Origin of the sequence: Streptococcus sp. OMI750 (assembly GCF_047463895.1) — a bacterium.
GTDB lineage: Bacteria > Bacillota > Bacilli > Lactobacillales > Streptococcaceae > Streptococcus.
The window spans coordinates 402,643-425,258 of record NZ_JASHCZ010000001.1; the positions used below are offsets into that span (position 1 = coordinate 402,643).

The 22,616-nt window shown below is 39.4% G+C and carries 29 protein-coding genes; all 29 read left to right on the forward strand.

What is annotated here, in order from left to right; translation table 11 throughout:
• Positions 1-15 precede the first annotated feature (15 nt).
• The 29 genes from eutC (at position 16) to QM830_RS02235 (ending at position 22,613) form a co-directional block, all read left to right on the forward strand.
• The gene (gene eutC / locus QM830_RS02095) at positions 16-939 is read left to right on the forward strand and encodes an ethanolamine ammonia-lyase subunit EutC (protein ID WP_414325417.1); all 924 of its coding nucleotides are present in this window, start codon (positions 16-18) and stop codon (positions 937-939) included.
• A 16-nt stretch (positions 940-955) separates the two neighbouring features.
• Positions 956-1,609: an ethanolamine utilization microcompartment protein EutL gene (eutL, locus tag QM830_RS02100; RefSeq protein ID WP_009730856.1), complete on the forward strand. Its 654-nt coding sequence runs from the start codon at positions 956-958 to the stop codon at positions 1,607-1,609.
• 14 nt (positions 1,610-1,623) lie between these two features.
• Positions 1,624-2,256 carry a BMC domain-containing protein gene (locus QM830_RS02105; RefSeq protein WP_009730857.1) on the forward strand — a complete coding sequence of 211 codons (633 nt, stop codon included), beginning with the start codon at positions 1,624-1,626 and terminating at the stop codon, positions 2,254-2,256.
• A gap of 11 nt (positions 2,257-2,267) precedes the next feature.
• A complete protein-coding gene (locus tag QM830_RS02110) occupies positions 2,268-3,743 on the forward strand; it encodes an acetaldehyde dehydrogenase (acetylating) (RefSeq protein WP_414325419.1) in 1,476 nt (491 codons plus the stop codon).
• A gap of 31 nt (positions 3,744-3,774) precedes the next feature.
• On the forward strand, positions 3,775-4,062 hold the full coding sequence (locus QM830_RS02115; protein WP_009730859.1) for a BMC domain-containing protein: 288 nt from the start codon (positions 3,775-3,777) through the stop codon (positions 4,060-4,062).
• A 33-nt stretch (positions 4,063-4,095) separates the two neighbouring features.
• Positions 4,096-4,377: a BMC domain-containing protein gene (locus QM830_RS02120; RefSeq protein WP_006596190.1), complete on the forward strand. Its 282-nt coding sequence runs from the start codon at positions 4,096-4,098 to the stop codon at positions 4,375-4,377.
• Positions 4,378-4,544: 167 nt separating this feature from the next.
• Positions 4,545-5,186 carry a hypothetical protein gene (locus QM830_RS02125; protein ID WP_414325421.1) on the forward strand — a complete coding sequence of 214 codons (642 nt, stop codon included), beginning with the start codon at positions 4,545-4,547 and terminating at the stop codon, positions 5,184-5,186.
• Positions 5,187-5,202: 16 nt separating this feature from the next.
• The gene (gene eutD, locus QM830_RS02130; RefSeq protein WP_006597204.1) at positions 5,203-5,829 is read left to right on the forward strand and encodes an ethanolamine utilization phosphate acetyltransferase EutD; all 627 of its coding nucleotides are present in this window, start codon (positions 5,203-5,205) and stop codon (positions 5,827-5,829) included.
• 26 nt (positions 5,830-5,855) lie between these two features.
• Positions 5,856-6,497 carry an ethanolamine utilization protein gene (locus tag QM830_RS02135; protein WP_414325423.1) on the forward strand — a complete coding sequence of 214 codons (642 nt, stop codon included), beginning with the start codon at positions 5,856-5,858 and terminating at the stop codon, positions 6,495-6,497.
• Between the two features lie 11 nt (positions 6,498-6,508).
• Positions 6,509-6,787, forward strand: a complete 279-nt coding sequence (locus tag QM830_RS02140; protein ID WP_006596194.1) for a EutN/CcmL family microcompartment protein — start codon at positions 6,509-6,511, stop codon at positions 6,785-6,787.
• Between the two features lie 16 nt (positions 6,788-6,803).
• Positions 6,804-7,898, forward strand: coding sequence for an ethanolamine utilization protein EutH (locus QM830_RS02145; protein WP_009730863.1), 1,095 nt, complete (start codon positions 6,804-6,806; stop codon positions 7,896-7,898).
• Positions 7,899-7,914: 16 nt separating this feature from the next.
• A complete protein-coding gene (locus tag QM830_RS02150; RefSeq protein WP_003006908.1) occupies positions 7,915-8,361 on the forward strand; it encodes a cupin domain-containing protein in 447 nt (148 codons plus the stop codon).
• 232 nt (positions 8,362-8,593) lie between these two features.
• Positions 8,594-9,955 carry a cobyrinate a,c-diamide synthase gene (locus QM830_RS02155; protein WP_037613821.1) on the forward strand — a complete coding sequence of 454 codons (1,362 nt, stop codon included), beginning with the start codon at positions 8,594-8,596 and terminating at the stop codon, positions 9,953-9,955.
• Positions 9,952-10,899: an adenosylcobinamide-phosphate synthase CbiB gene (cbiB, locus tag QM830_RS02160; RefSeq protein ID WP_414325426.1), complete on the forward strand. Its 948-nt coding sequence runs from the start codon at positions 9,952-9,954 to the stop codon at positions 10,897-10,899. Before QM830_RS02155 ends, cbiB begins: the two co-directional genes overlap by 4 nt.
• A 13-nt stretch (positions 10,900-10,912) precedes the next feature.
• Entirely contained in the window at positions 10,913-11,605 is a 693-nt protein-coding gene (locus QM830_RS02165) for a cobalt-precorrin-8 methylmutase (RefSeq protein ID WP_009730866.1), read from the forward strand.
• A 7-nt stretch (positions 11,606-11,612) separates the two neighbouring features.
• Positions 11,613-12,290: a cobalt-precorrin-8 methylmutase gene (locus tag QM830_RS02170; protein WP_155169087.1), complete on the forward strand. Its 678-nt coding sequence runs from the start codon at positions 11,613-11,615 to the stop codon at positions 12,288-12,290.
• Between the two features lie 22 nt (positions 12,291-12,312).
• Entirely contained in the window at positions 12,313-13,437 is a 1,125-nt protein-coding gene (cbiD, locus tag QM830_RS02175) for a cobalt-precorrin-5B (C(1))-methyltransferase CbiD (RefSeq protein ID WP_414325428.1), read from the forward strand.
• The gene (locus QM830_RS02180; protein WP_003006921.1) at positions 13,428-14,054 is read left to right on the forward strand and encodes a cobalt-precorrin-7 (C(5))-methyltransferase; all 627 of its coding nucleotides are present in this window, start codon (positions 13,428-13,430) and stop codon (positions 14,052-14,054) included. Before cbiD ends, QM830_RS02180 begins: the two co-directional genes overlap by 10 nt.
• Positions 14,032-14,595 (forward strand): decarboxylating cobalt-precorrin-6B (C(15))-methyltransferase, encoded by a 564-nt coding sequence (locus QM830_RS02185; protein ID WP_414325430.1) that lies wholly within the window; start codon positions 14,032-14,034, stop codon positions 14,593-14,595. The genes QM830_RS02180 and QM830_RS02185 overlap by 23 nt, the downstream gene beginning before the upstream one ends.
• Before the next feature lie 4 nt (positions 14,596-14,599).
• The gene (locus QM830_RS02190; protein WP_049516003.1) at positions 14,600-15,373 is read left to right on the forward strand and encodes a cobalt-precorrin-4 methyltransferase; all 774 of its coding nucleotides are present in this window, start codon (positions 14,600-14,602) and stop codon (positions 15,371-15,373) included.
• A complete protein-coding gene (locus QM830_RS02195) occupies positions 15,363-16,421 on the forward strand; it encodes a cobalt-precorrin 5A hydrolase (RefSeq protein ID WP_414325432.1) in 1,059 nt (352 codons plus the stop codon). Before QM830_RS02190 ends, QM830_RS02195 begins: the two co-directional genes overlap by 11 nt.
• Positions 16,422-16,446: 25 nt before the next feature.
• Positions 16,447-17,172 carry a precorrin-3B C(17)-methyltransferase gene (gene cobJ, locus QM830_RS02200; RefSeq protein WP_414325434.1) on the forward strand — a complete coding sequence of 242 codons (726 nt, stop codon included), beginning with the start codon at positions 16,447-16,449 and terminating at the stop codon, positions 17,170-17,172.
• Entirely contained in the window at positions 17,169-17,930 is a 762-nt protein-coding gene (gene cobK, locus QM830_RS02205) for a precorrin-6A reductase (protein ID WP_414325435.1), read from the forward strand. The genes cobJ and cobK overlap by 4 nt, the downstream gene beginning before the upstream one ends.
• Positions 17,927-19,387 (forward strand): uroporphyrinogen-III C-methyltransferase, encoded by a 1,461-nt coding sequence (gene cobA, locus QM830_RS02210; RefSeq protein ID WP_155169099.1) that lies wholly within the window; start codon positions 17,927-17,929, stop codon positions 19,385-19,387. Before cobK ends, cobA begins: the two co-directional genes overlap by 4 nt.
• Positions 19,380-20,147, forward strand: coding sequence for a sirohydrochlorin cobaltochelatase (locus QM830_RS02215; RefSeq protein WP_414325436.1), 768 nt, complete (start codon positions 19,380-19,382; stop codon positions 20,145-20,147). The genes cobA and QM830_RS02215 overlap by 8 nt, the downstream gene beginning before the upstream one ends.
• 10 nt (positions 20,148-20,157) lie before the next feature.
• Positions 20,158-20,862, forward strand: coding sequence for a cobalt-factor II C(20)-methyltransferase (locus QM830_RS02220; RefSeq protein ID WP_414325438.1), 705 nt, complete (start codon positions 20,158-20,160; stop codon positions 20,860-20,862).
• 17 nt (positions 20,863-20,879) lie between these two features.
• Positions 20,880-21,608: an energy-coupling factor ABC transporter permease gene (locus tag QM830_RS02225; protein ID WP_414325440.1), complete on the forward strand. Its 729-nt coding sequence runs from the start codon at positions 20,880-20,882 to the stop codon at positions 21,606-21,608.
• The gene (locus QM830_RS02230; protein ID WP_414325442.1) at positions 21,605-21,889 is read left to right on the forward strand and encodes an energy-coupling factor ABC transporter substrate-binding protein; all 285 of its coding nucleotides are present in this window, start codon (positions 21,605-21,607) and stop codon (positions 21,887-21,889) included. Before QM830_RS02225 ends, QM830_RS02230 begins: the two co-directional genes overlap by 4 nt.
• A gap of 34 nt (positions 21,890-21,923) precedes the next feature.
• Positions 21,924-22,613, forward strand: coding sequence for a CbiQ family ECF transporter T component (locus tag QM830_RS02235; RefSeq protein ID WP_006596213.1), 690 nt, complete (start codon positions 21,924-21,926; stop codon positions 22,611-22,613).
• Positions 22,614-22,616 lie beyond the last annotated feature (3 nt).

A 22,616-nucleotide genomic window follows, 5' to 3' on the forward strand; every position in this document is an offset into this window, starting at 1 on the left:
GAGGAGGTACTGACAGTGAATGAACAAGATTTAAAAGAAATGATTCGTTCTTTGTTAAGTGAATTAGATACGAAGGCTATAACAGAACCTGAAAAAGAGGTGCAAACAGTTAACTCTGATTTGAAGGTTCCTGTGAGTAATCGTGTTCAACCTGATAAAGAAGAAAGCCACATTGAGGATGGAATTATTCCAGATATCACAGAAGTGGATATTCAGGAACAATTTTTAATTCCGAATGCCATTAACGAAGAAGCTTATCGTAAGATTAAAAAATTCACACCAGCTCGTTTGGGATTGTGGAGAGCTGGTAACCGTTACAAGACTGAAACAGTTCTTCGTTTCCGTGCGGACCATGCGGCAGCACAAGATGCAGTATTCTCTTATGTATCAGATGATTTTGTTAAAGAAATGGGATTCATTCCTGTTCAAACCAAAGCGGCAACTAAAGATGAATACTTAACTCGTCCAGACTATGGTCGTGTATTCCCGGAAGATCAACAAAAAATTATTAAAGAATCTTGCAAATCAAATCCAAAAGTACAGATCGTTGTTGGGGATGGATTGAGTTCATCGGCCATTGAAGCAAACGTAAAAGATTTCTTGCCAGCTTTGAAACAAGGTTTGAAAATGTTTGGTCTTGAGTTTAATGAAGTTCTTTTCATCAAACATGCTCGTGTTGCAGCAATGGACCAAATTGCTGAACTTACAGGTGCTGAAGTTATCTGTATGCTTGTAGGTGAACGTCCTGGTTTGGTAACAGCTGAATCTATGAGTGCTTACATGGCTTATAAACCTACAGTTGGTATGCCAGAATCTCGTCGTACAGTAGTATCAAATATCCATAAAGGTGGAACTCCAGCGGTTGAAGCTGGTGCCTACGTGGCTGAAATTATTAAGAAGATTCTTGATAATAAGAAGTCAGGTGTAGAATTAAAATAGAAATGGGGTTTAGATTTTGAGAAATGATAGACTTGGCGCTAACGTATTGAGTGCATTATTGATTTCTAATGTAGATGCAGGGTTAGCAGCATCATTGGAATTGAAACCACATCACAGAAGTTTGGGTATTGTTACCTCTGACTGCGATGATGTAACCTATGTTGCTTTGGATGAAGCAACAAAGGCAGCCGATGTTGAAGTTGTTTACGCTCGCAGTATGTATGCTGGAGCTGGAAATGCTTCAACTAAACTAGCTGGTGAAGTTATCGGTATCCTTGCAGGACCAAACCCAGAAGAAGTTCGTAGTGGCCTGGATGTTGTGGTCTATGAAATTGAAAACGGAGCTAGCTTCTATAGCGCAAATGATGATGATAGTATCCCATATTTTGCTCATTGTATTTCAAGAGCGGGTACTTATTTGTCAGAAGGTGCTAACGCACAAGAAGGAACAGCAATTGCTTACTTGATTGCCCCTCCTGCTGAAGCTATGGTCGGTTTGGATGCTGCTTTGAAAGCTGCTGATGTGACGGTTGGAGCATTCTATGGTCCACCAAGTGAAACAAACTTTGCCGGTGGTTTATTGACTGGATCTCAATCTGCTTGTCGTGCTGCGTGTGATGCATTTGCACGAACTGTTATTAGTATTGCAGACAATCCACAGAATTATTAAGATGAGGTATGCTCATGGTAGAAAAGGCACTTGGATTAATTGAAGTGCGAGGTTTTCTTGGAGCAATTGTTGTAGCAGATGCTGCTTTGAAAGCTGCAAATGTCTCACTATTAAATGTAGAAACTGTTAAGTCAGGTTTGAACACAGTTCAGTTAGTAGGCGACGTTAGTGCAGTAAGATCAGCTGTAGAAGCTGCAGTTGAGATTGCACAGGATCAACCTTACTATCTTCATAGTCATGTGATTGCACGACTAGACTCACAAACAGATTCAATCCTCATTCCAATTCGTAAGGAAGAGAGTAAAGAAGTGTCAAAAGTTGAAACTACCTCATCTGTTGAAGAGAGTGAATCAAATGATCTTGATTCATTAGAAATAACTGAGGTAATTCCAGAACCTTTAGTGTCAGAAGTTGAAGAAACTAGCGTTGAAGAAATTGTTTCCGATATTGTTTCTGATATTGTGGTTGAAGAGGAAATTCCAACAGAAGGACAGCCGAAATATTCTGAGGAAGAATTAAAAAAATTCAAAGTTGTTGAATTAAGAAGTATTGCTTATCGGGAAGATAAAGTCGATCTGTCTAAGAAAGATATTAAATTTGCGAACAAACAACTACTTATTCAAGCTTTACTGAAATTGAAATCATAGGAGAAAGTTGAATGTATATTGAAGATAAAGATCTTTTATCTATTCAGGAAGTTCGCCATTTGATTCAACGAGCTAAAGTTGCTCAACAAAAACTAGCATTGATGAGTCAAGAACAAATCGATACCATTGTAAAAGTTGTAGCTAAAGCTTGTTATGATCAAAGAGAACGTTTAGCCAAAATGGCCGCAGAAGAAACTGGATTTGGTAAGTGGCAAGATAAAGTTCTTAAGAATGCCCTTGCTTCAAAAGGCATCCTTGAAGAAATCAAGGATATGCGCACAGTTGGTATTTTGCGTGAAGATAAAGAAAATAAAGTTATTGAAGTAGGTGTTCCAGTTGGTGTCGTTGCTGGGTTAATTCCTTCAACCAATCCAACTTCAACAGTTATGTACAAAGCGCTTATCGCATTAAAAGGTGGAAACAGTATTGTCTTCTCTCCACACCCACATGCTGCAAAATCTATCAATGAAACAGTTGAAATTATTAAAAAGGCAGCAGTTTCAGCTGGGTGCCCAGAAGGTGCTGTCAGTGTGATTCAACGTGTTTCTATTGAAGCAACTAATGAGTTGATGAAACACAAGGATACAAATCTGATTTTAGCAACTGGTGGGAATGCGATGGTAAAAGCAGCCTATTCTTCAGGAACTCCTGCAATTGGTGTAGGACCTGGTAATGGACCAGCATTTATTGAAAAAACTGCAGATGTTCCTAAAGCTGTTCGTCAAATTCTTGATTCAAAAACATTCGATAATGGTGTGATCTGTGCTTCAGAACAATCAATCATTGTCGAAGAAGAAATGAAAGAAAAGGTTGTTGAAGAGTTTAAACGTCAAGGTGCTTACTTCCTTCCAAAAGAAGATGCTAAGAAATTAGGAGCCTTCATCATTTTACCAAGTGGAGCAATGAATCCAAAAATGGTAGGTAAGACTCCTCAAGTCATTGCAAAACTAGCTGGAATCTCTGTTCCTGATGATGCGCGTGTCTTGATTGCTGATGGAGAAGGTGTTGGTAAACAATATCCTTACTCAATGGAAAAACTTGCTCCAGTTCTAGGTTTCTACACTGTTAAAACATGGGAAGAAGCCTGTGAATTGAGTATTCGTATTCTTCACCATGAAGGAGCAGGTCATACTTTAGCAATCCATACACAAAATGAAAACATCGTTCGTGAATTTGCTTTAAGAAAACCTGTTTCAAGACTTTTGGTCAACACTCCTGCAGCACTTGGAGGAGTTGGTGCTACAACAGGCTTGTTCCCAGCCTTTACCTTAGGTTGTGGAGCTGTTGGTGGAAGTGCTACTTCTGATAATGTTAGCCCATTGAATCTGATTAATATTCGCCGTGTTGCATATGGTACATCAGAATTAGCAGATTTGAGAAAGACTGAAAATCAAGAGTGTCTTGACTGTCAAGTTGAAAAACAAGTTGATGAGGAACAATTGGTCGATCTACTTGTTCAACGTGTGTTATCAAAATTAACTAAATAATTTACTTATTTCATAATTGGAGGAAATTAAAATGGCAAACGCAAATGCATTAGGTATGGTTGAAACAAAAGGTTTAGTAGGTGCTATCGAAGCAGCAGATGCTATGGTAAAAGCAGCGAACGTTACATTGATTGGTAAACAACAAGTCGGAGCTGGTTTGGTAACTGTAATGGTTCGTGGTGACGTAGGTGCTGTTAAAGCTGCAACAGATGCAGGTGCAGCAGCAGCTGAAAACGTAGGTGAATTGGTTTCAGTTCATGTCATCCCACGTCCACATTCAGAAGTAGAAGTAATTTTACCACATCCATCAGCTGAATAATTAAGTTTAAGTCAATAATAGGAGGAAAAGAATATGTCAAACGCAAATGCATTAGGAATGGTTGAAACAAAAGGTTTAGTAGGTGCTATCGAAGCAGCAGATGCTATGGTAAAAGCAGCAAACGTTACATTGATTGGTAAACAACAAGTCGGAGCTGGTTTGGTAACTGTAATGGTTCGTGGTGACGTAGGTGCTGTTAAAGCTGCAACAGATGCAGGTGCAGCAGCAGCTGAAAATGTAGGTGAATTGATTTCTGTACATGTCATCCCACGTCCACATTCAGAAGTAGAAGTAATCCTACCTCATAAAGAGTAGATTTTCAAAATTTCTCATGCAGGTAATCAGCAATTAATGTTTTGATAGGAATAAGCATTTTGATGTAAAGAATATTCATTCATGTTAATAGCTGAGCGAGGTTGGGAAGTTACATCTCAACCTCGTTGTATCCCTGTGTTTAATTTGTGGTAGAAGGATGTGAATGCATGACAGTTTATACTGAATCACGAATTAGGAAGCTCATCAAAAATGGTCAGGTCAGTGAGCAAAATGTTCTAAAACTTTCTAGTGAGGACAAATTGACTCCAGCTGCAAGAGGTTTCTTGCATGATCGCCATATTCAAGTAGCTTATTCTGATTCGCCGAATAAAACTCAAACAGAGATTAGTAAACCATTTCATATGACTGTTTCGTCTCTAGAAGAGTCTGCTGTGTATCCACTACTTTTCAAGCTAACGAAACTATATACATATTTTCTAAGATGCCAAAAAGAACTCCATCTTGCTTATTTAGATGAAAAAGTTGATCAATTGGGAAATCTACTACAAATAGTAGAAAAGATGGTCGGCTGTTATATTGAAGAGGATATCTCATTTTATAACCCAAATTTTGGGACAAATGAAGATTTACAGTCAATTCGAGTCATTAAACAGTTGGATCAAGGAAGTGTAAGAGTTGATTACAAATGTGAGGATTGGAAACTTTCTTGCTATGAGTTATATCTTGAAATTGTCAATATCCGAAAGGAATTGACCTTAGTATCGTCTAACAATCATGATGTTTATGCGGATAAACTAATCACATTATTGAAATCAATTGAAGTTTTAGTGTGGCTTATTTTAGAATAGAATGTGGAGAATAACAATGTCATTTGAAAATTTAATTGATAAAGTTATTGATAGGATTCAAAATGAACTAGACAGCTCCTTTGAAGTAGAAGCTAGTGGTCGACATGTGCATTTAAGTCGCAAAGAATTAGATGCTTTGTTCGGAACTGGTTATGAATTGACCAAGGCGAAAGATTTATCTCAACCTGGTCAGTATGCTTCAAAAGAACGTTTGACTGTAGTGGGTCCAAAAGGAGCTTTTCATAATGTCGTTATTTTGGGACCTGTTAGAAAAGAGTCTCAAGTAGAGGTATCACTTACAGACTGCTTACAATTAGGAGTAAAAGCTCCTATTCGTGAAAGCGGTGATATTGAAGGTACTCCAGGTATTGTATTGGTGAATGGAGATAAATCAGTTTCTTTGGATAAAGGGTTGATTGTAGCAAAACGCCATGTTCATATGACACCTGAAGATGCAGAAAAAATTGGTGTGAAAAATCATGATATTGTAAAAGTTAAAGTTGAAGGGGCAAGACCTTTAATTTTTGATGATGTTGTGATTCGTGTTAGCCCAAAATTTGCAACTTATATGCATATTGATTACGATGAAGCCAATGCTTGTGGTTTTAGCAAAGGAATCCGTGGTCGTATTATTAAAGACTAGTAGTGCTTGTTGGAGGTAGGTCAAAAATGGAAAATCTAGATAAAATCGTAGATTTGATCACAGACCGTTTAATGGATAAATTACAGGTTGAATCATACAAGTCTTCAGTATTTGTTATTGGAGGATTTGATACACCGGATATCTTGGATAGAGAAGGCTATCAAGTTGTAAAAAATTCAAGTAGTGCTGACATCATTCTAGTAGAATCAATTGGTTTTGATGCAATGCTTCGGATCGCTTCATTGTGTCCACTTACAGCAGATGAGGCAGTAGTGATTAAGAGTCTCTTAAAAGGAAAGAAAGTTTTGGTTTTAAATGAATCATTTGATTTCCATCAATATAAACAGACCTCTAAAGCACTATTGTTCCAAGATCTTCAAGAACAGTACGAAAAACTGATCAGATATGGTGTTCAATTCTATAAAAAAGAAGAATTGGTATCTATCCTTGAAGAAACTACTGGTGGAGAAAACAATAAGCCTGTCCAAGAAGTGACAAAAAACAGCTCAACACCTAAAACTGTTGAGAAGGTTGGCTTGCTAACTGAAAAAAAATTAATTGAAATGAATCTATCTGATAATGATAGCATTCGTCTTAAAAAAGGAATGATTGTGACAGCGCTTGCAAAAGATTATTTAAAACGTCACAATATTAATATTGAAGAATAAGGAGCATCGAGATGTTTGTTGGGAAAGTGAAAGGGAGTCTGTGGGCTACAAGAAAAGATGAAAAACTTAATGGATTAAAGTTTTTAGTGGTCGAGCGACAACTGAATGACCATCAAACAGATCCTGCTTTAGTGATTGCTGCGGACTGTATTGGTGCTGGTGAAGGTGATCAAGTATTGGTTACTACAGGAAGTTCAGCTCGAGTGAGTTTGAATAGACAGGATGTTCCAGTAGATATGGTCATTGTTGGGATCATAGATAAAGTTGAATATCAACTGGATGATTATTGAAAGTAGGGAAGAATTTATGAGTATAAATGAAATTATCATTTACATTATGGTTCTCTTTATGCTTGTTGGTGCAATTGATAAATGTATCGGCGGGAAATTGGGCCTTAGTGAGCAGTTTGAAGAAGGAATTATGGCTATGGGAGCGCTTGCGCTTTCTATGGCTGGGATTATGGTTGTAGCTCCATTGTTAGCTGATTTATTAAAACCTATCATTGTTCCTCTTTATGGTTTGGTTGGTGCCGATCCTTCGATTTTTGCAACAACATTTATCGCGAATGATATGGGAGGAGCACCTTTAGCCTTGAGCTTAGCACAAGATAAAGCTGTTGGTGATTTTGCTGCCTACGTTTTAGGTTCTATGATGGGACCAACGATCGTGTTCACGATCCCTGTTGCCTTAGGTATTATCGAAAAATCAGATCGTCCTTTCTTGGCTCGTGGTATTTTGTACGGTTTGGTAACTGTTCCTGTCGGATGTTTTGTTGGTGGATTGCTGGTTCCAGGTTTGTCATTTGGTACTTTGTTAATCAACTTGATCCCTATTGTCATTGTATCTGCCCTTATTTTCCTAGGATTGCTTCTTATTCCAAACGGCATGATCAAAGGTTTTGAAATCTTTGGTCAAATCATTGTTGTGATCGCAACTTTAGGTTTGGCATTCGGTGCAGCTCAACTCTTGACTGGTAATAAATGGTTGCTTGAACTTTATCCAAAAGGTGCAGAAACTCTTCAAGAAGCGTTTGTTGTTGTTGGTTCAATCGCGGTAACCTTGGCTGGTGCTTTTGGTTTAGTGGCTGTCTTTACCAAAGTAGCCAACAAACCGCTTTCAGCAATCGGTAAATCATTGGGAATGAACGAAGTAGGAGCTGCTGGTTTGGTTGCTTCTTTGGCAAACAACATTGCTATGTTCCAAATGTTAAAAGATATGGACAAACGTGGTAAGATCTTGAATATTGCCTTTGCTGTATCTGCTTCATTCGTGATTGGGGACCACTTAGGATTTACAGCTGGACAAGCTCCTAAGATGATTGTTCCAATGATGATTGGTAAGTTTGTTGGTGGGGTTACTGCCGTATTACTTGCCTACTTCTTGACTAAGAAAGAAGCCTAATCGGAGGTATTGGTAAATGGATTATAATCGTACAGATATTGAATCTTTAGTTCGCAAAATTCTTCTAGAAGAATTGGCAGGTAAAGGCTCTGCTAAACGTGTTAGTAAAGCTGGTGTAGCCTCTATTTCACTACCTAGCTTAGATGTTCGTCCTGAAGATCGTTTGGACACAGGAAATCCTGAACATCAAGTCTATACACGTGATCTTTTGACTCTTGAAGAAAGTCCTCGACTTGGCTTAGGTTTGATGACAATGGATAAGACAACATTCCCTTGGCATTTAGACTATGATGAAGTTGATTACGTGATCGAAGGTCGTTTGGATGTTATCTCTGGTGATGAAGTGATGAGTGCCGGTCCAGGTGAAATCATCTTTATTCCAAAGGGAAGCGATATTCAATTCTCTGTTAAGGATAAGGCACGCTTCATTTATGTAACTTATCCAGCAGATTGGCAAGGATAAAGAACTTTCATATCGAATAATTTATAAGGAGCACGATACGTGCTCTTTTTGATTGCGTTTTCATTTTTTTCATTGACAAAAACTATAATTTATATTAAAATAAAGACATCTTTAGTGTTTAAGAATGAAGTAGAGCACAACGAGGTGCTAAGTAATTTAATAAAGCAACGGAGCTACAAAAAATAGTGTATTTTTTGTAGCTCTATTTTTTCAAGAAATAGGGGTTTTTAGGATGAAGCAGTTTATGTTAGCTGGTGTATCTAGTGGTGTTGGAAAAACTACCGTAACACTAGCTGTATTAAGAGCTTTAACAGATATGGGTTACAATGTTCAGCCGTATAAAATTGGTCCTGATTATATTGATACTTCTTACCATAGTCGTATTACGAAGAACTCATCTCGTAATCTAGATAATTTTTTAATTCCCGATACAGATTATTTGAAGTGGTCTTATTATCGTTGGCATCAAAATTCCGATGTCGCAGTGGTAGAAGGCGTGATGGGACTCTATGATGGATTAGGAACAGATAAAGATTGTGCCTCTTCTTCATCTGTTGCTAAACAGCTGAATCTACCTGTTGTTTTAATTATTGATGGGAAATCAACCTCGACTTCAGCGGCAGCAATTGTCCATGGCTTTTCTTCATTTGATCCAGCGGTAAATATTGTTGGTGTCATTGTCAATCGTGTGGCTTCGGAAACCCATTATCAGCTGATTAAGGGGGCGATTGAGCGCTACACTGATATAGAAGTCCTGGGTTATTTTCCAAAGAATGTTCAAGTTGAACTGCCTTCTAGGCATTTGGGATTGATTCCGGATGTGGAGATGGATGATCTAGAAGAAAAGTTTTCTATTCTTGGAGAGCAGGCTAAAAAAACCATTCAGTTTGAGCGTCTATTGGAGAAGGTTGATAGAGAGTCAATTGAACTTTCTTCTCCATTCAAACTTGAGAATTCTACCCCGTTAACCATTGCTTATGCACTGGATGACGCCTTTCATTTTTATTACGAAGACAATCTGGATTTGTTAAGAAGTGCTAATGTTGAGCTCATTCCATTTAGTCCCTTAAAAGATGAACGGTTACCGGAAGCTGATGCCTATTATTTTGGTGGGGGATATCCGGAGTTGTTTGCAAAAGAATTGTCTGACAATCGCTCCTTTAGAGAGTCCGTTCTAGACGCTCATCAAAAAGGAATTCCCATCTATGCTGAATGTGGAGGCTTGATGTATCTTGGGAAAACTCTTGAGATGGAAGATCAATCCTATGAAATGGTTGGAATATTTGATGGCACGAGTGTGATGACCAATGGCCTAAAACGGTTTGGTTACTGTTTTGCAACTACCAATGAAGAATCTTTATTTGGTCCGTCTGGTACGGAAGTTCGAGGTCACGAGTTTCATCATTCCATCTTTAATACTTCTGAAAAAACGGTTTTAGAGCTCAGAAAAGAAAGAGATGGAGAAGTGGTTTCCAATTGGACAGGGGGCTACCAGAAAGGGAAAACTTTTGCAAGTTACCTCCATGTTCATTTTTATCAAAAGGAACAACTCCTTATGAGTTGGATTGATTATATCTTGGAGTCTAAGAAATGATAGTTATTGCAATTTTTATGGCTCTTCTTCTGGATTGGTTAATCGGAGATCCTTATTCTTGGCCCCACCCGGTCAAACTGATTGGAAATTTTATTTATGCTTGTTTGAAACTAGAGAACCTAAAAACAAAATTTCCTTTTCTGTTTGGAATGTTTCTGTGGTTGTCTACTGTCGCCTTAACAGTTTCCCTTACTTATGGCATTTTGTGGGGCGCAAGTCAGCTTCACCCTATTCTCTATTGGGTGATTTGGATTTATCTAGCTTACACTTGTTTGGCGACTCGTTCTCTTGCTTTTGAAGCTCTTAAGGTCTACAAAGCTATTCAGTCTGGCTCCATTGAAAAGGCTAGATATCAGGTTGGCATGATTGTTGGGAGAGAAACAGATCAACTTTCCATTCCTGAAATTTGTAATGCGACCATTGAAACGGTAGCAGAAAATGCTAGTGATGGCGTAATCGGTCCCTTATTCTGCCTATTTCTTGGTGGTCCAGTTCTAGCAATGGGCTACAAGGCTATTAATACGCTAGATTCAATGGTAGGCTATAAAACAGCCAAATATCGTAAGATTGGATTTGTTTCAGCTAAAATGGATGATTTGGTCAATCTCATCCCTGCTCGTTTCACCTGGTTCTTTATGTTGGCAAGTGCTCGGATTTTGCAATTGGATTTCAGAAATGCCATAAAAATTGGCTGGAGAGATCGCTACCAACATGCGAGTCCGAATAGTGCTTTCCCTGAATCTGTTGTTGCAGGAGCCTTAGGAATTCAATTAGGGGGAGCTCATGTTTATCATGGCGAGTTGATTTCAAAACCAACCATTGGAGACTCAATGAGAAATGTAGAAGCAGAGGATATTTTAACCTCTATTTCTATGCTTTATATGACAACGACGGTTTCAACTTTCGTTTTGTCAATAATTTATTTTGTTTTTGTAATTTATTAAAAGAGGAGTATGTATGTCCTATATTAAAAACCCGTCCTCCATTGAGGAAAAAAGTTTTCAGATCATTCAATCGGTGATCGACCAGGATCATCCTGGCTATGAATTCCATGAAGACATGGAAGAGGCGATTATTAAACGCGCCATTCATACCACGGGTGATTTTGACTATCTCTATACCATGAAATTTATCAATCATGTTAATGAACGAATCGTTGATGTGATTCAAAATAAAGGGACCATCATTGTGGATTCTAGCATTTCCTTAAATGGGATCAATAAACGGGTGTTGGACCAAATGGGCGTTTCCTACCGTTGCTTGATTAATGATGAAGATGTCATCCAGCTTGCTAAGGAAAAAAACATTACTCGAGCAATGGCTGCTATTGAAAAAGCAACAGAGATCGAAGGACCTAAAGTATTTGCTTTTGGTGGTGCTCCGACTGCTTTGTTCCATCTCCTTGATTTGATCAAAGAGAAAAAAGTTGAGGTAGACGCGATTATCGGTGTGCCCGTTGGATTTATCAATGTCTTAGAGTCTAAGGAAGCTTTATTAGCGACTGACTTGCCTGTCATGGTCAATGAAGGACGTAAAGGGGGAAGTACCCTTGTCGTGGCTATTATTAATGCGATTATCTATCAAATGCAAACGATCGTAACAGAAGACTATGTTCGTTATTCAACAGCTTTAAATGATAAAAAAGGATAAGGTATTCATGAGTTATATAAAAGTATCAAATCAGATTGAAGAAGCTAGCTTTAAAAAGATTCAAGAAATCATTGATCAGGAACATCCAGATATTGTTTTTGATAATCCATTTCATGAAGCAGTTTGGAAACGAGTTGTTTTTGCGAGTGCAGATTTTGATTACCTCTACAATATCAAATTTTCAAATGATGCTATCGACCATATTCTAGATGTTATCAAAAATAAGGGAACCATTTTTACAGATACGACCATGGTTCTAGGTGGATTTAATAAAAGAATCTTGGATGAACTAGGGGTGGCCTACAGATGTTTGGTAAATGAACCAGCAATCTTTGAAGAAGCTAAGGCAAAAGGGATCACTCGTTCTATGGCAGCGGTAGAACATGCGGCCAATGAATTGGGTCCTAAATTGTTTGTATTCGGAAACGCTCCAACTTCTATCTTTAAAGTCTTGGATATGGTAGAAGAAGGAACACTAGTTCCTGATGCTGTTATTGGTGTTCCGGTTGGCTTTGTCGGTGCAGCTGAATCAAAACAGAAGCTTCATGAGAGCCCAATTCCTTCTATTGTTGCATTGGGAAGTAAGGGTGGAAGTACGATTGCAGCAGCAGTGGTCAATGCCATTCTGTACCAGTACAAACAAGAAATGGATGATTACCAACGCTTCGTAGTCCCAAATAATTAAGTCGTGAAGGAAATGGAACTATATGGATGATTACGCATATGTCAATGGAAAAAAACTAAGAAAAGGGTTCACTACTGGAACTTGTGCGACAGCTGCTACAGCCGCAGCGATTAGCATGATTTTGAATCAAGATATCGAAGAAAAAGTTACAGTTTCTACGGCGAATGGAGTCGAAGTAACAATGGATATCAAAGATCCTTCTTTTGCTGAACTGACTGCTAGTGCCGCTGTCGAAAAAGATGGTGGTGATGATGCAGATGCGACGCACGGACTCCTGATTTATTCGACAGTGACTCTCTTACCAGATTCAAATGACATTGAGATCGATGGAGGAGAAGGTGTTGGTCGTGTTACACAAAAAGGGCTGAAATGCGATGTTGGAATGGCCGCAATCAACCCAACTCCTCGGGCTATGATTGAAAAAACAGCCCGACAATTACTGGGTCCAAACTGCGGAGCGAAAATTATTATTTCGGTACCGGGTGGGGAAGAAACAGCCAAGTTGACCTATAATTCACGCTTAGGAATTGTAGGAGGGATCTCCATTTTGGGGACGACAGGAATTGTCAATCCTATGTCGGAAGAGAGTTGGAAAGCCTCTATTACGATTGAATTAACCATGTTATACAATCAAGGCTATCGGTCTGTTGTGTTAGCTCCCGGAAATTATGGTGAGGACTTTGCGACCAATGTGCTGGGGATTCCACCTCATCGAATTGTGAACATGAGTAACTTTGTTGGGCATGTCCTTAAAGAAGTCCAGCGGATTGGCTTTACTCGCGTCCTGATGGTTGGTCACATGGGTAAATTTGTCAAGGTCGCTGGTGGGATTTTCTCAACTCACAGTAAAGACTCAGATGCGCGAATGGAAATCATTATGGCCAATCTAGCCTTGCTGGGTGCTCCAGTTGAACTTCTTGAGAAAGTGGATCAGTGCATTACAACAGATGCAGCTGGGACCTTGATTGAGGAGTATCACTACGAAGAAGTTTATCAAGTGCTGGTGGACAAGATGAAATTCCGTTCGGAGCGGTTGCTGCGGAATCGGAAGCCGGAAGTCAGCATTGATGTAGTAACCTTTGGGACAGAAGCTGGGTACCTAGCCTCAACCCAAACATTAGAAGAAATAGCGGAGGAATGGACGTGATCTATGTAATTGGAATAGGGCCAGGAGCCCCTTCCTATGGACTTTTGGGAAGTGAAGAGATCTATCAGAAGGCAGACTATATTCTTGGAAGTGAGCGACATTTAGAAATCCTTCCAGCTGCCTATCAAGAAAAAGGAGTTGTACCTCCAAAGAAACTTGCGGAGTTAGCTCAATTAATCGAGTCTTATCCAGAAGATGCAACCATTCTTTATCTAGCATCGGGCGATCCCCTAATCTATGGTTTGGGGAAATGGTTGTCTGAGAAATTTAAAGGGCGCGTGGTGGTTCAGCCAGGGATTTCTTCCTTCCAGTATCTCGCGAGCAAAGTCTTTCTCCCTATGAACGATGCCTACTTAACAAGTAGCCATGCAAAAATTCCAGATTTTGATTTCTTGCTTTCTTTACCAAAGGTATTTATGGTGACGGATAAGAAAATTGGTCCCTATGAAATAGCACAAGAAGTTATGAAACGGGGATTGAAAAAAGTCTTAGTCATTGGTGAAAATCTTAGCTATGAAGATGAAAAAATTGAAATTTTAGCGGAAGATCAAGTTATCGATCGACAATATGAAATGAATGTGGTGGTGATACTAAATGAAGGATTCGGCATTTATTAGAGCAAAGGTCCCAATGACTAAAGAAGAAGTCAGAGCTATCAGTATTGATAAATTAGACTTGCATAAAGCTAAGAGAATGTTGGATGTTGGCTCTGGTACCGGTAGTGTAACGATTCAAGCAGCTGTTTCCTTTCCAAATTTGGAAGTCGTAGCAATTGAACAAAATGAAGATGCTGTTGCCTTGACAAAGGAGAATATTGACTACTTTGGCTGTCAGAATATTACTCTAATAAAAGGCAAAGCTCCTGTTGAGCTAAAAGGTCAATTCGATGCGATATTTGTCGGTGGAACCGGGGGCAATATGGCTGAAATCTTTGAGTGGTGTGAACATCTGTTAGTTCCGGGAGGACGCTTTGTTTTAAACTTTATCCTCTTGGAAAATGCTATGGAAGCGATTCAGCTTGCTGAAGAGATGGAATGGCAAGACTTAGACGTCGTATCCATCCAAGCGAGCAGATGGTCTGCCCTAGGAAAAGGGCATTATTTCAAACAGCAAAACCCAACTATTATTGTTTCAGCTGTAAAACCAGAAAGGAAATAAAGGTATGTCAATTGTACATTTTGTAGGCGCAGGACCTGGTGATGTGGAACTCATTACCCTAAAAGGTTATCGAAAATTATCCCAAGCGGACGTGGTCATTTATGCGGGTTCTCTCGTGAATCCAGATCTTCTTCAATATTGTAAGGAAGGTGCGGAGATTCATGACAGCGCGTCTATGCATTTGATGGAAATTATTGATGTCATGGAAGAAGCAGTGAAAGCTGGAAAAGACGTCGTTCGCTTACAAACAGGCGATTTCTCTATTTATGGTTCTATTCGTGAGCAAACAGAAGAGATGAAGAAGAGAGGAATTGAATTTGACTGTATTCCTGGGGTGAGCTCTTTCCTAGGAGCTGCCTCAAGTATTGGAACAGAATATACAGTCCCTGAAGTTTCTCAAAGTGTGATTATCACTCGCATGGCCGGACGGACCCCTGTTCCTGAACGAGAATCCCTCCGAAGCTATGCTCAGCACAGAACTTCTATGGCCATTTTCTTATCTGTACAGGGGATTGAAAAAGTGGTGGCTGAATTGGTTGAGGGTGGCTATCCAATAGAAACACCTGTCGCAGTAATCTATAAGGCAACTTGGCCAGATGAACGCAAGGTCTTTGGGACGTTGGAGACCATTGCTGAGAAGGTCAAAGAAGCTAAAATTAGAAAAACTGCCTTGATTTTAGTTGGAGATTTCTTAGGTGAAGAGTTTTACTACTCTAAACTCTATCACAAAGAATTCCACCATGAATTCCGTAAAGGATTGAGTTCGCATGCTAAATGATTCCCCTCGTTACGCCATTGTGGCGGTTACTAACAACGCAAAAAATCTCGGACTAGAGCTCAAGGAAAAACTTGGGATTGATTGTCCGGTCTATACTACTGTGAAAATCGCTGACTCTCGGACGGTACCGATTGAAGGACGTGTCATTGAAGGACTTCGGACGGTATTCCAAGAGGTGGATGTCTTAATTTGTATCATGGCGATTGGTGCGGTTGTCAGAGGCATTGCCCCTGTTATTAAAGACAAAACAACTGATCCTGCTGTGATCGTTATGGATGAAAAAGCCAATCATGTGATTAGTTTATTGAGTGGTCACTTAGGTGGGGCCAATCAAGTTACACTTAAAATCGCTGAATTATTAGATTCAAATCCAGTGATCACGACCGCAACCGATACACAAAATGTTGTAGCCTTGGATAATATTGCGAAAGAAGTAAATGGGTGGCGGGAAGAATTGCGCCACTTAGTGAAAGTAATCAATTCTTATTTAGCGAATAAGGACTGTGTCTATTTTTATCAAGAAAAGCCTTGGGTTTCTGACCTGAGAGGGCTAACAGTAATTGAAGAAAATCAGATTCAGGAAGTCCTTGCCAATAAGAGCCCATTTATTTGGTTGACCTCTCAAGCAGTTGAGGTTGACGAAGAAGTGGTAGCCCTGATTCATCCAAAACCCTATGTTTTAGGAGTTGGGGCAAAGAAGGATCTTCCACCTTCCACTTTTATGGAATCTTTTCATGCATTTTGTGAACAAGAGGGAATCTCCGGTTCAGAAATCGCAAAAATTGCTAGTATTGATGTCAAAAAAAATGAACAGGCGATACTAGAATTAGCCCAACACCTTGACTGTCCTTTCCACACTTACTCCAAGGAGGAACTGCTAGTGGTGGCGGATAAATATCCGCAATCGGAATTTGTTAAGAAGACTGTTGGGGTTGGAAGTGTTGCGCTTGCTAGCGCTGATCTTGCAAGTAAAGGGAATGTGCTAACCCAACGATTTGCACAAAATGGTGCAACATTTGCACTTGGTAAATTAGTTAACAATTATTAAATATTTAAATTAAGGAGAAATAAATATGTTATACGTTATTGGACTTGGCCCAGGTAAAGAAGAATTGATGTCTCAAGAGGCATTGGAAGCAATCAAGGATTGTGAAATTATTGTAGGGTATTCTACCTACATGCGTTTGATCAAAGATCTTGTAAAAGATAAAGAAATGGTTGCGACTGGGATGCGTCATGAAATTGAACGCTGTCAAAAAGCCATTGATCTAGCTCACGAAACTGGAAAAAATGTTGGGGTCGTTTCGAGTGGGGATGCCGGTGTCTATGGGATGGCTGGTTTGATCCTCGAGTTATTAGAAGAAAACGATACGCTTGAAGTGAAGGTTGTGCCAGGAATTACAGCAAGCCTTGGAGCAGCTGCAGTGATGGGAGCACCTCTCATGAACGACTTCTGTCATATTTCACTTAGTGACTTGATGACTCCATGGGAAATGATTGAAAAACGTCTTCATGCAGCAGCACAAGGTGACTTTGTTGTTTGTCTGTACAATCCAAGAAGTAAAGGTCGTCCAGAGCACTTAGCAAGAGCGCTTGAAATTATGTCTCAATACAAATCGAAAGATACGATTGTCGGTATCGGTAAGGATATCGGACGTAAGGAAGAACAAATTGTGCTTACTACGATTGAAGACTTGGATGAAACTCTTGTAGACATGACCACAATTGTCATTGTTGGAAACAAAGAGACTTATGTGAAAAATGGACGCATGATCACACCTCGAGGATATACACTATGATGAAACTACTTTTCGGTGGAACAGCTGAAAGTACAGAGATTCTTGAATTCCTCTCGCAACAGAATATCCCGGTGACTACCTCTGTTGTGTCGGATTATGGCCGCCATTTAGCTTCTAAATTTGGGCAGAACGTGGTCCAAGGAAGAATGACAGCTGACCAAATGGTTGCTTTCATCAAAGAGAATGACGTTGATGAAATTATTGATGCTTCGCATCCCTTTGCGGATATTGTCTCTCAAGAAGCGATGAAAGCAGCGAATCAGGCTGGAATTCCATATGTGCGCTTTGAACGACAAGCTACCATCGACTTATCGGGTGCTACCGTTGTTCATTCGACAGAAGAAGCCATTGCATACATCAAAGAGAAAGAGTATAAAACAGTCTATTTAGGAACTGGAAGCAAAACCTTGCCACTTTTTGTTCATGGTTTACCAGAGTCGCGTATTGTGGTTCGTGTTCTTCCAACTTCGGAAGTTCTAAAAGGTTGTGAAGAGTTGGGACTTGTTCCGGATCAAATTGATGCCATCAAAGCTCCTTTCTCTAAAGAATGCAATAAAGAATTATTAGCACGCTCGAAAGCAGAAGTATTTGTTTCTAAAGAAAGTGGAAATATTGGTGGGATTCGAGAAAAGATTGAAGGTTGCCAAGAACTAGGGATTGATTGTGTGATTATTTCACGGCCAATCGTTCATTATCCTAAAGTGGTTTCAACTATTGAAGAATTGGAAGCCTATTTGAAGAAAGAGGTGGCAGAATGAGTGGCTTTGTTAGTCTAGTTGGTGCAGGTCCAGGGGATGAAGAATTAATCTCTATTAAAGGAGCACGGAGACTAGAAGAGGCGGATGTTCTCATCTATGACCGCTTAGTGAATCCTATGCTTCTGTCTTACACAAAATCGGACTGTGAAAAGATTTATGTTGGTAAGATTCCTAATCAACCCTGTGTCTCCCAAGAAGAAATTGAGGAAGTCCTAGTTGAAAAAGCCAAAGCAGGGAAAAAAGTTGTTCGCCTAAAAAGTGGCGATCCCTATATTTTTGGCCGAGGAGGAGAGGAAGCACAAACTCTCATCCAGGAAGGAATTCCATTTGAAGTAGTTCCTGGAATCACCTCTGCGATTGCTGGCCTTGCTTATGCTGGTATTCCCATGACTTTTAGAAATATCGCAACTAGCTTTCATGTCTTCACTGGCCATCTACAAGATGCCAGTGAAGCACTGAATTGGGATGCGATTTCCCACTTAAAAGGAACTCTAGTCTTCCTTATGGGAATGAAAAACTTGCAGACCATTTGTGAGGAATTGATGGTTCGTGGTTATGATAAGGAAACTCCGGTTGCGATTATCGAATGGGCTACTCACCCTCAACAACGCTCGATCGATGGAAAATTAGAGACCATTGTTGAACTGGCTGAAAAACACCAGATGAAAGCACCGAGTTTGATTGTGATTGGGGACGTTGTTGCTTTTCGTGAGGAATTGAACTACCATGAAAAACTGCCTTTGTTCGGTCGAACCGTTTTGGTGCAAGAAACTCCTAATGCCAAGCTTCCTAAACTATTGAAGGATGCTGGGGCGACGGTGTATGCTTTTCAGTCACCAAGTAAATTACTTGCAAAAGAACTGCAACTTCCTCAACTTTCTAGCATCGACGGTTTAGTAGTGACAGACCCAAGCTCTTGGAACTTCTTTGTTGCCTATTTGCAACAAGAAGATCTGGATATTCGGAGTCTCAGTCATTTGAAGATTGTAGCAAGTGGTCATCATACCATCAAGACCATTAAAGAAGCAGGTATTCGCCTCTATGATCAAATCAATGATGTTGCAGAAGAGAATTTTGTGAAACGGATGAGGGAGCAAGAAGGAAACTGGATCATTCTCACTTCTGATATTAAGCAAAAAGCAGTAGCAGAAGTTTTGAACTTCCCGATCCACACCACTCATTCTGTGGCCTTTGAAAGTGAATCTTTTGCTTACCATGCAGAGGATATCCAGCTGATCTGTTTGCCAAACTCTGCCGCAGCTTACCACTTTGTGTTGATGGCAGAGAAAACCCAAGAGAATTGGAAAGAGAAACCGATTGTCATTATGGGAGACAATACTAGGTCTGTATTGGAAAAAGCTGGCTATCATCAGTTGATTGAAACAGAAGAGAGAACCTTAAAATCGGTTTGTGAAGCTTGCCAAACTTTTTTTAGAAGGGAAAGTGAAAATGACTAAAGCGATTATTGTTGTCAGTTTCGGTACTACCTATCCTGATACACGAAAGAAAACCATTCAAGCCTGTGAAGAGACGATCCAACAGCGGTTCCCAGATTTTCAGGTCCACCGTGCCTTCACTTCGAATGTTGTCATTAAGCGTATTAAAGAAAATGAAGGAATCTCAGTTCCAACTGTGAATCAATTATTGGAACAATTGAAAAAGGATGGTGTCAAGGAAGTTTATATTCAACCACTCCACATTATCTTGGGAAGTGAATATGAAAAAGTGGTTCACCAAGCCAACCAGTTTAAAGAAGATTTTGAACTTCTAAAAATCGGGAAACCTCTTCTTTTTAGTGAAAAAGATTATGAAAATGTTGCAAATATCCTTGTAAAAGAATACAATAATAATGATGTAGAGGAAGCAACCATCCTAATGGGACATGGTAGTCAGCATTATGCCTTTACTGCCTACGCCGCTTTGGATCATATGTTGACGGATGAAGCTGTCTATATCGGCTGTGTCGAGTCTTATCCTCCGGTAGAGTTACTCGAAAAGCGTCTGGAAGCTAAAGGCGTTAAAAAAGTTCATCTTGCTCCCTTTATGTTAGTGGCTGGGGATCATGCTACCAATGATTTGTGTTCGGATGAAGAAGGATCATGGAAACACTTCTTTACAGAAAAAGGCTACCAAGTAGAGACACACTTGATTGGACTTGGTGAATACCCAAGTGTTCAAGAACTCTATGTTCAACACTTAGAAAAGATTATTAAATAGGAGGTCTAAAATGGCAACATTTTACGGTATTGGGATTGGTCCAGGAGACAGTGAACTCGTAACCGTTAAAGCCAAAAATATTCTGCAAACATTGGATATTTTGTACACTCCTGAAGCCAAACGCGGTTCTAAGAGTGTGGCATTGACGATTGCGAGTCCCTATGTCAGTGATCATCTAGAGATTAAACAACGCCACTTTCCAATGGTTCGTTCCTTAGAAAAGAAGGAACCTCAATGGGAACAAATTGCTGCTGAAATTGTAGAAGATGTAAAAGCTGGGAGGAATGTTGGCTTTATCACTTTAGGGGATCCGATGGTCTATAGTACCTATAGTTACCTCTTGAGGCTAATAGGGAATAGCATTGATACCCAAACCATTCCTGGGATTACCTCATTTGGTAGCATGGCTTCTGTCTTAGGGCAACCCTTAACCATGGATGAAGAGTCCTTTGCAGTTGTTCCTGCTACAGCAGATGCGGATAAGATTGACCAAGCACTAGCGATCCATGATACAGTTGTGATTATGAAAGTGGCCAATCATTTGGATGTGATTCTTCCCTTGTTGGAGAAGTATGACCTGATTGAAAAAACGTTTTTAGTCAGTCATGCCTCTACTGAAAAGCAAAGGATTTTGTACGGAGTATCGGACTTAACAGTCGATGATAAATTGGATTATTTTACAACCCTATTGGTTAAGAAACATCCATTAGGGTAATGAAAAGGAGTGATATTATGAAACAAAGAAAAAAAATGATAGCAATTGCTCTTTTAGTATTGCTGATCATCTTTAGACCTCAACCTGTATCTGCTATGCACATTATGGAAGGGTATCTCCCTTTGGTATGGTGTATTGTCTGGTTCTTACTATTTTTACCATTTTTCATTTTAGGTTTGATAAAAATTAAGAAGATTGTTTCAAAAGATCCAAATTCAAAAACCATGTTGGCCTTATCCGGTGCCTTTATCTTTATCTTATCCTCATTGAAGATCCCTTCAGTAACAGGATCTAGCTCTCACCCAACCGGTGTTGGTTTGGGAACTGCTATGTTTGGGCCATCTGTTATTAGTGTACTAGGAACCATTTGTTTGTTGTTCCAAGCTCTTCTTTTAGCCCATGGTGGTTTGACAACCCTTGGTGCCAATGCTTTTTCAATGGCTGTAGTTGGTCCTTTTGTCGGATTTGCAGTTTATAAATTCAGTCGTTCTTTGAAACTATCTAAACCAGTCTCACTCTTCTTGTGTGCGATGATTGCAGATTTAGCGACTTATGCAACAACTTCTCTTCAACTTGGATTGGTCTTCCCGGATCCAACCACTGGATTTGTGGGTTCAACCATTAAGTTCTTAGGAGTCTTTCTGATTACGCAAATTCCAATTGCCATTGTAGAAGGACTACTTACAGTTATCTTCTATAACTTGATTTCTGAAAATGCGACAGAAAGAGAGGGGCTCTTCCTATGAAAAAACACAAGAATCTTTTGTTATTAGCTGCCATTGTTGTGATTATTGTCGGTGCTTTCTTATTTGCTCCTAAAGGAGTAGAATATAGTGGTACGGATGATGCTGCAGAAAATGCGATTTCTACTATCCAGAAAGATTATGAACCATGGTTTTCACCCTTGTTTGAACCACCAGGATCAGAAGTTGAAAGCCTACTCTTTACGCTCCAAGGTAGTATCGGTGCTGGAATTATCTTTTATGTCATCGGTTACCAACGAGGGAAAAAACACCAAGATAAATAAGTCATTGTATTAAGTATTTGTAGGGGAGGAAACTATGTTTGTGATTGATCGCTATGCTTATAACAACCGTTGGACTGCAGTTCCAGTGCTGCATAAATTTATTTTATATGTTTTATTGATGGTTATCTCGTTCTCTGGTTTCCTTCCTTTACAAATTTTGTTAATAGTTGTAATGGTACCTCTGACTTGCTATATTGCCAAAATTCCAGTTTTTAAATACTTAGGCTGGTTTCGTTACCCATCGATTTTTATCTTATTGAGTATGGCAACCTTTGTTTTCAGCTATGGTGAAAATAGTCATCAGTTTTTAATGGCCATCCCTGTAGGAAGCAATGGCTATTTTGGTATTTTCCATGCTTCGGCAAAACAAGTGCTTCCTATTATGATGAGAATATACTGTTCTTTAATTTCAAGCTATTTTATGGCTTTAACCATTCCCTTTAACCAGATGATGAAGCTTTTTAAGAGTCTCCATTTGCCAGATATTCTAATGGAATTAATCGTCCTCATGTATCGCTTTATCTTTTTAGTCTTAATCGAATTTTTGACCATTCGCGATACCTTAGATTTGAAATTTTCATTTGTCAATAAGAAAAAAAGTTATCTTGGCTGGGGAAGATTAGCCAATACCTTGTTTGTGAAATTATTGGCTGACAATCAACGGTTAAATGATGTCTTAACCCTGAAATTTGCTCAAGCTAAAGAAATTGATGAAGAGGAATAAAAA

Excerpts from the sequence above, each read along its gene's own strand:
- QM830_RS02105 (WP_009730857.1), top strand. The coding sequence starts at position 1,624 with ATGGTAGAAAAGGCACTTGGATTAATTGAAGTGCGAGGTTTTCTTGGA.
- QM830_RS02110 (WP_414325419.1), top strand. The coding sequence starts at position 2,268 with ATGTATATTGAAGATAAAGATCTTTTATCTATTCAGGAAGTTCGCCAT.
- QM830_RS02115 (WP_009730859.1), top strand. The coding sequence starts at position 3,775 with ATGGCAAACGCAAATGCATTAGGTATGGTTGAAACAAAAGGTTTAGTA.
- QM830_RS02120 (WP_006596190.1), top strand. The coding sequence starts at position 4,096 with ATGTCAAACGCAAATGCATTAGGAATGGTTGAAACAAAAGGTTTAGTA.
- QM830_RS02125 (WP_414325421.1), top strand. The coding sequence starts at position 4,545 with ATGACAGTTTATACTGAATCACGAATTAGGAAGCTCATCAAAAATGGT.
- eutD (WP_006597204.1), top strand. The coding sequence starts at position 5,203 with ATGTCATTTGAAAATTTAATTGATAAAGTTATTGATAGGATTCAAAAT.
- QM830_RS02135 (WP_414325423.1), top strand. The coding sequence starts at position 5,856 with ATGGAAAATCTAGATAAAATCGTAGATTTGATCACAGACCGTTTAATG.
- QM830_RS02140 (WP_006596194.1), top strand. The coding sequence starts at position 6,509 with ATGTTTGTTGGGAAAGTGAAAGGGAGTCTGTGGGCTACAAGAAAAGAT.
- QM830_RS02145 (WP_009730863.1), top strand. The coding sequence starts at position 6,804 with ATGAGTATAAATGAAATTATCATTTACATTATGGTTCTCTTTATGCTT.
- QM830_RS02150 (WP_003006908.1), top strand. The coding sequence starts at position 7,915 with ATGGATTATAATCGTACAGATATTGAATCTTTAGTTCGCAAAATTCTT.
- QM830_RS02155 (WP_037613821.1), top strand. The coding sequence starts at position 8,594 with ATGAAGCAGTTTATGTTAGCTGGTGTATCTAGTGGTGTTGGAAAAACT.
- cbiB (WP_414325426.1), top strand. The coding sequence starts at position 9,952 with ATGATAGTTATTGCAATTTTTATGGCTCTTCTTCTGGATTGGTTAATC.
- QM830_RS02165 (WP_009730866.1), top strand. The coding sequence starts at position 10,913 with ATGTCCTATATTAAAAACCCGTCCTCCATTGAGGAAAAAAGTTTTCAG.
- QM830_RS02170 (WP_155169087.1), top strand. The coding sequence starts at position 11,613 with ATGAGTTATATAAAAGTATCAAATCAGATTGAAGAAGCTAGCTTTAAA.
- cbiD (WP_414325428.1), top strand. The coding sequence starts at position 12,313 with ATGGATGATTACGCATATGTCAATGGAAAAAAACTAAGAAAAGGGTTC.
- QM830_RS02180 (WP_003006921.1), top strand. The coding sequence starts at position 13,428 with ATGGACGTGATCTATGTAATTGGAATAGGGCCAGGAGCCCCTTCCTAT.
- QM830_RS02185 (WP_414325430.1), top strand. The coding sequence starts at position 14,032 with ATGAAGGATTCGGCATTTATTAGAGCAAAGGTCCCAATGACTAAAGAA.
- QM830_RS02190 (WP_049516003.1), top strand. The coding sequence starts at position 14,600 with ATGTCAATTGTACATTTTGTAGGCGCAGGACCTGGTGATGTGGAACTC.
- QM830_RS02195 (WP_414325432.1), top strand. The coding sequence starts at position 15,363 with ATGCTAAATGATTCCCCTCGTTACGCCATTGTGGCGGTTACTAACAAC.
- cobJ (WP_414325434.1), top strand. The coding sequence starts at position 16,447 with ATGTTATACGTTATTGGACTTGGCCCAGGTAAAGAAGAATTGATGTCT.
- cobK (WP_414325435.1), top strand. The coding sequence starts at position 17,169 with ATGATGAAACTACTTTTCGGTGGAACAGCTGAAAGTACAGAGATTCTT.
- cobA (WP_155169099.1), top strand. The coding sequence starts at position 17,927 with ATGAGTGGCTTTGTTAGTCTAGTTGGTGCAGGTCCAGGGGATGAAGAA.
- QM830_RS02215 (WP_414325436.1), top strand. The coding sequence starts at position 19,380 with ATGACTAAAGCGATTATTGTTGTCAGTTTCGGTACTACCTATCCTGAT.
- QM830_RS02220 (WP_414325438.1), top strand. The coding sequence starts at position 20,158 with ATGGCAACATTTTACGGTATTGGGATTGGTCCAGGAGACAGTGAACTC.
- QM830_RS02225 (WP_414325440.1), top strand. The coding sequence starts at position 20,880 with ATGAAACAAAGAAAAAAAATGATAGCAATTGCTCTTTTAGTATTGCTG.
- QM830_RS02230 (WP_414325442.1), top strand. The coding sequence starts at position 21,605 with ATGAAAAAACACAAGAATCTTTTGTTATTAGCTGCCATTGTTGTGATT.
- QM830_RS02235 (WP_006596213.1), top strand. The coding sequence starts at position 21,924 with ATGTTTGTGATTGATCGCTATGCTTATAACAACCGTTGGACTGCAGTT.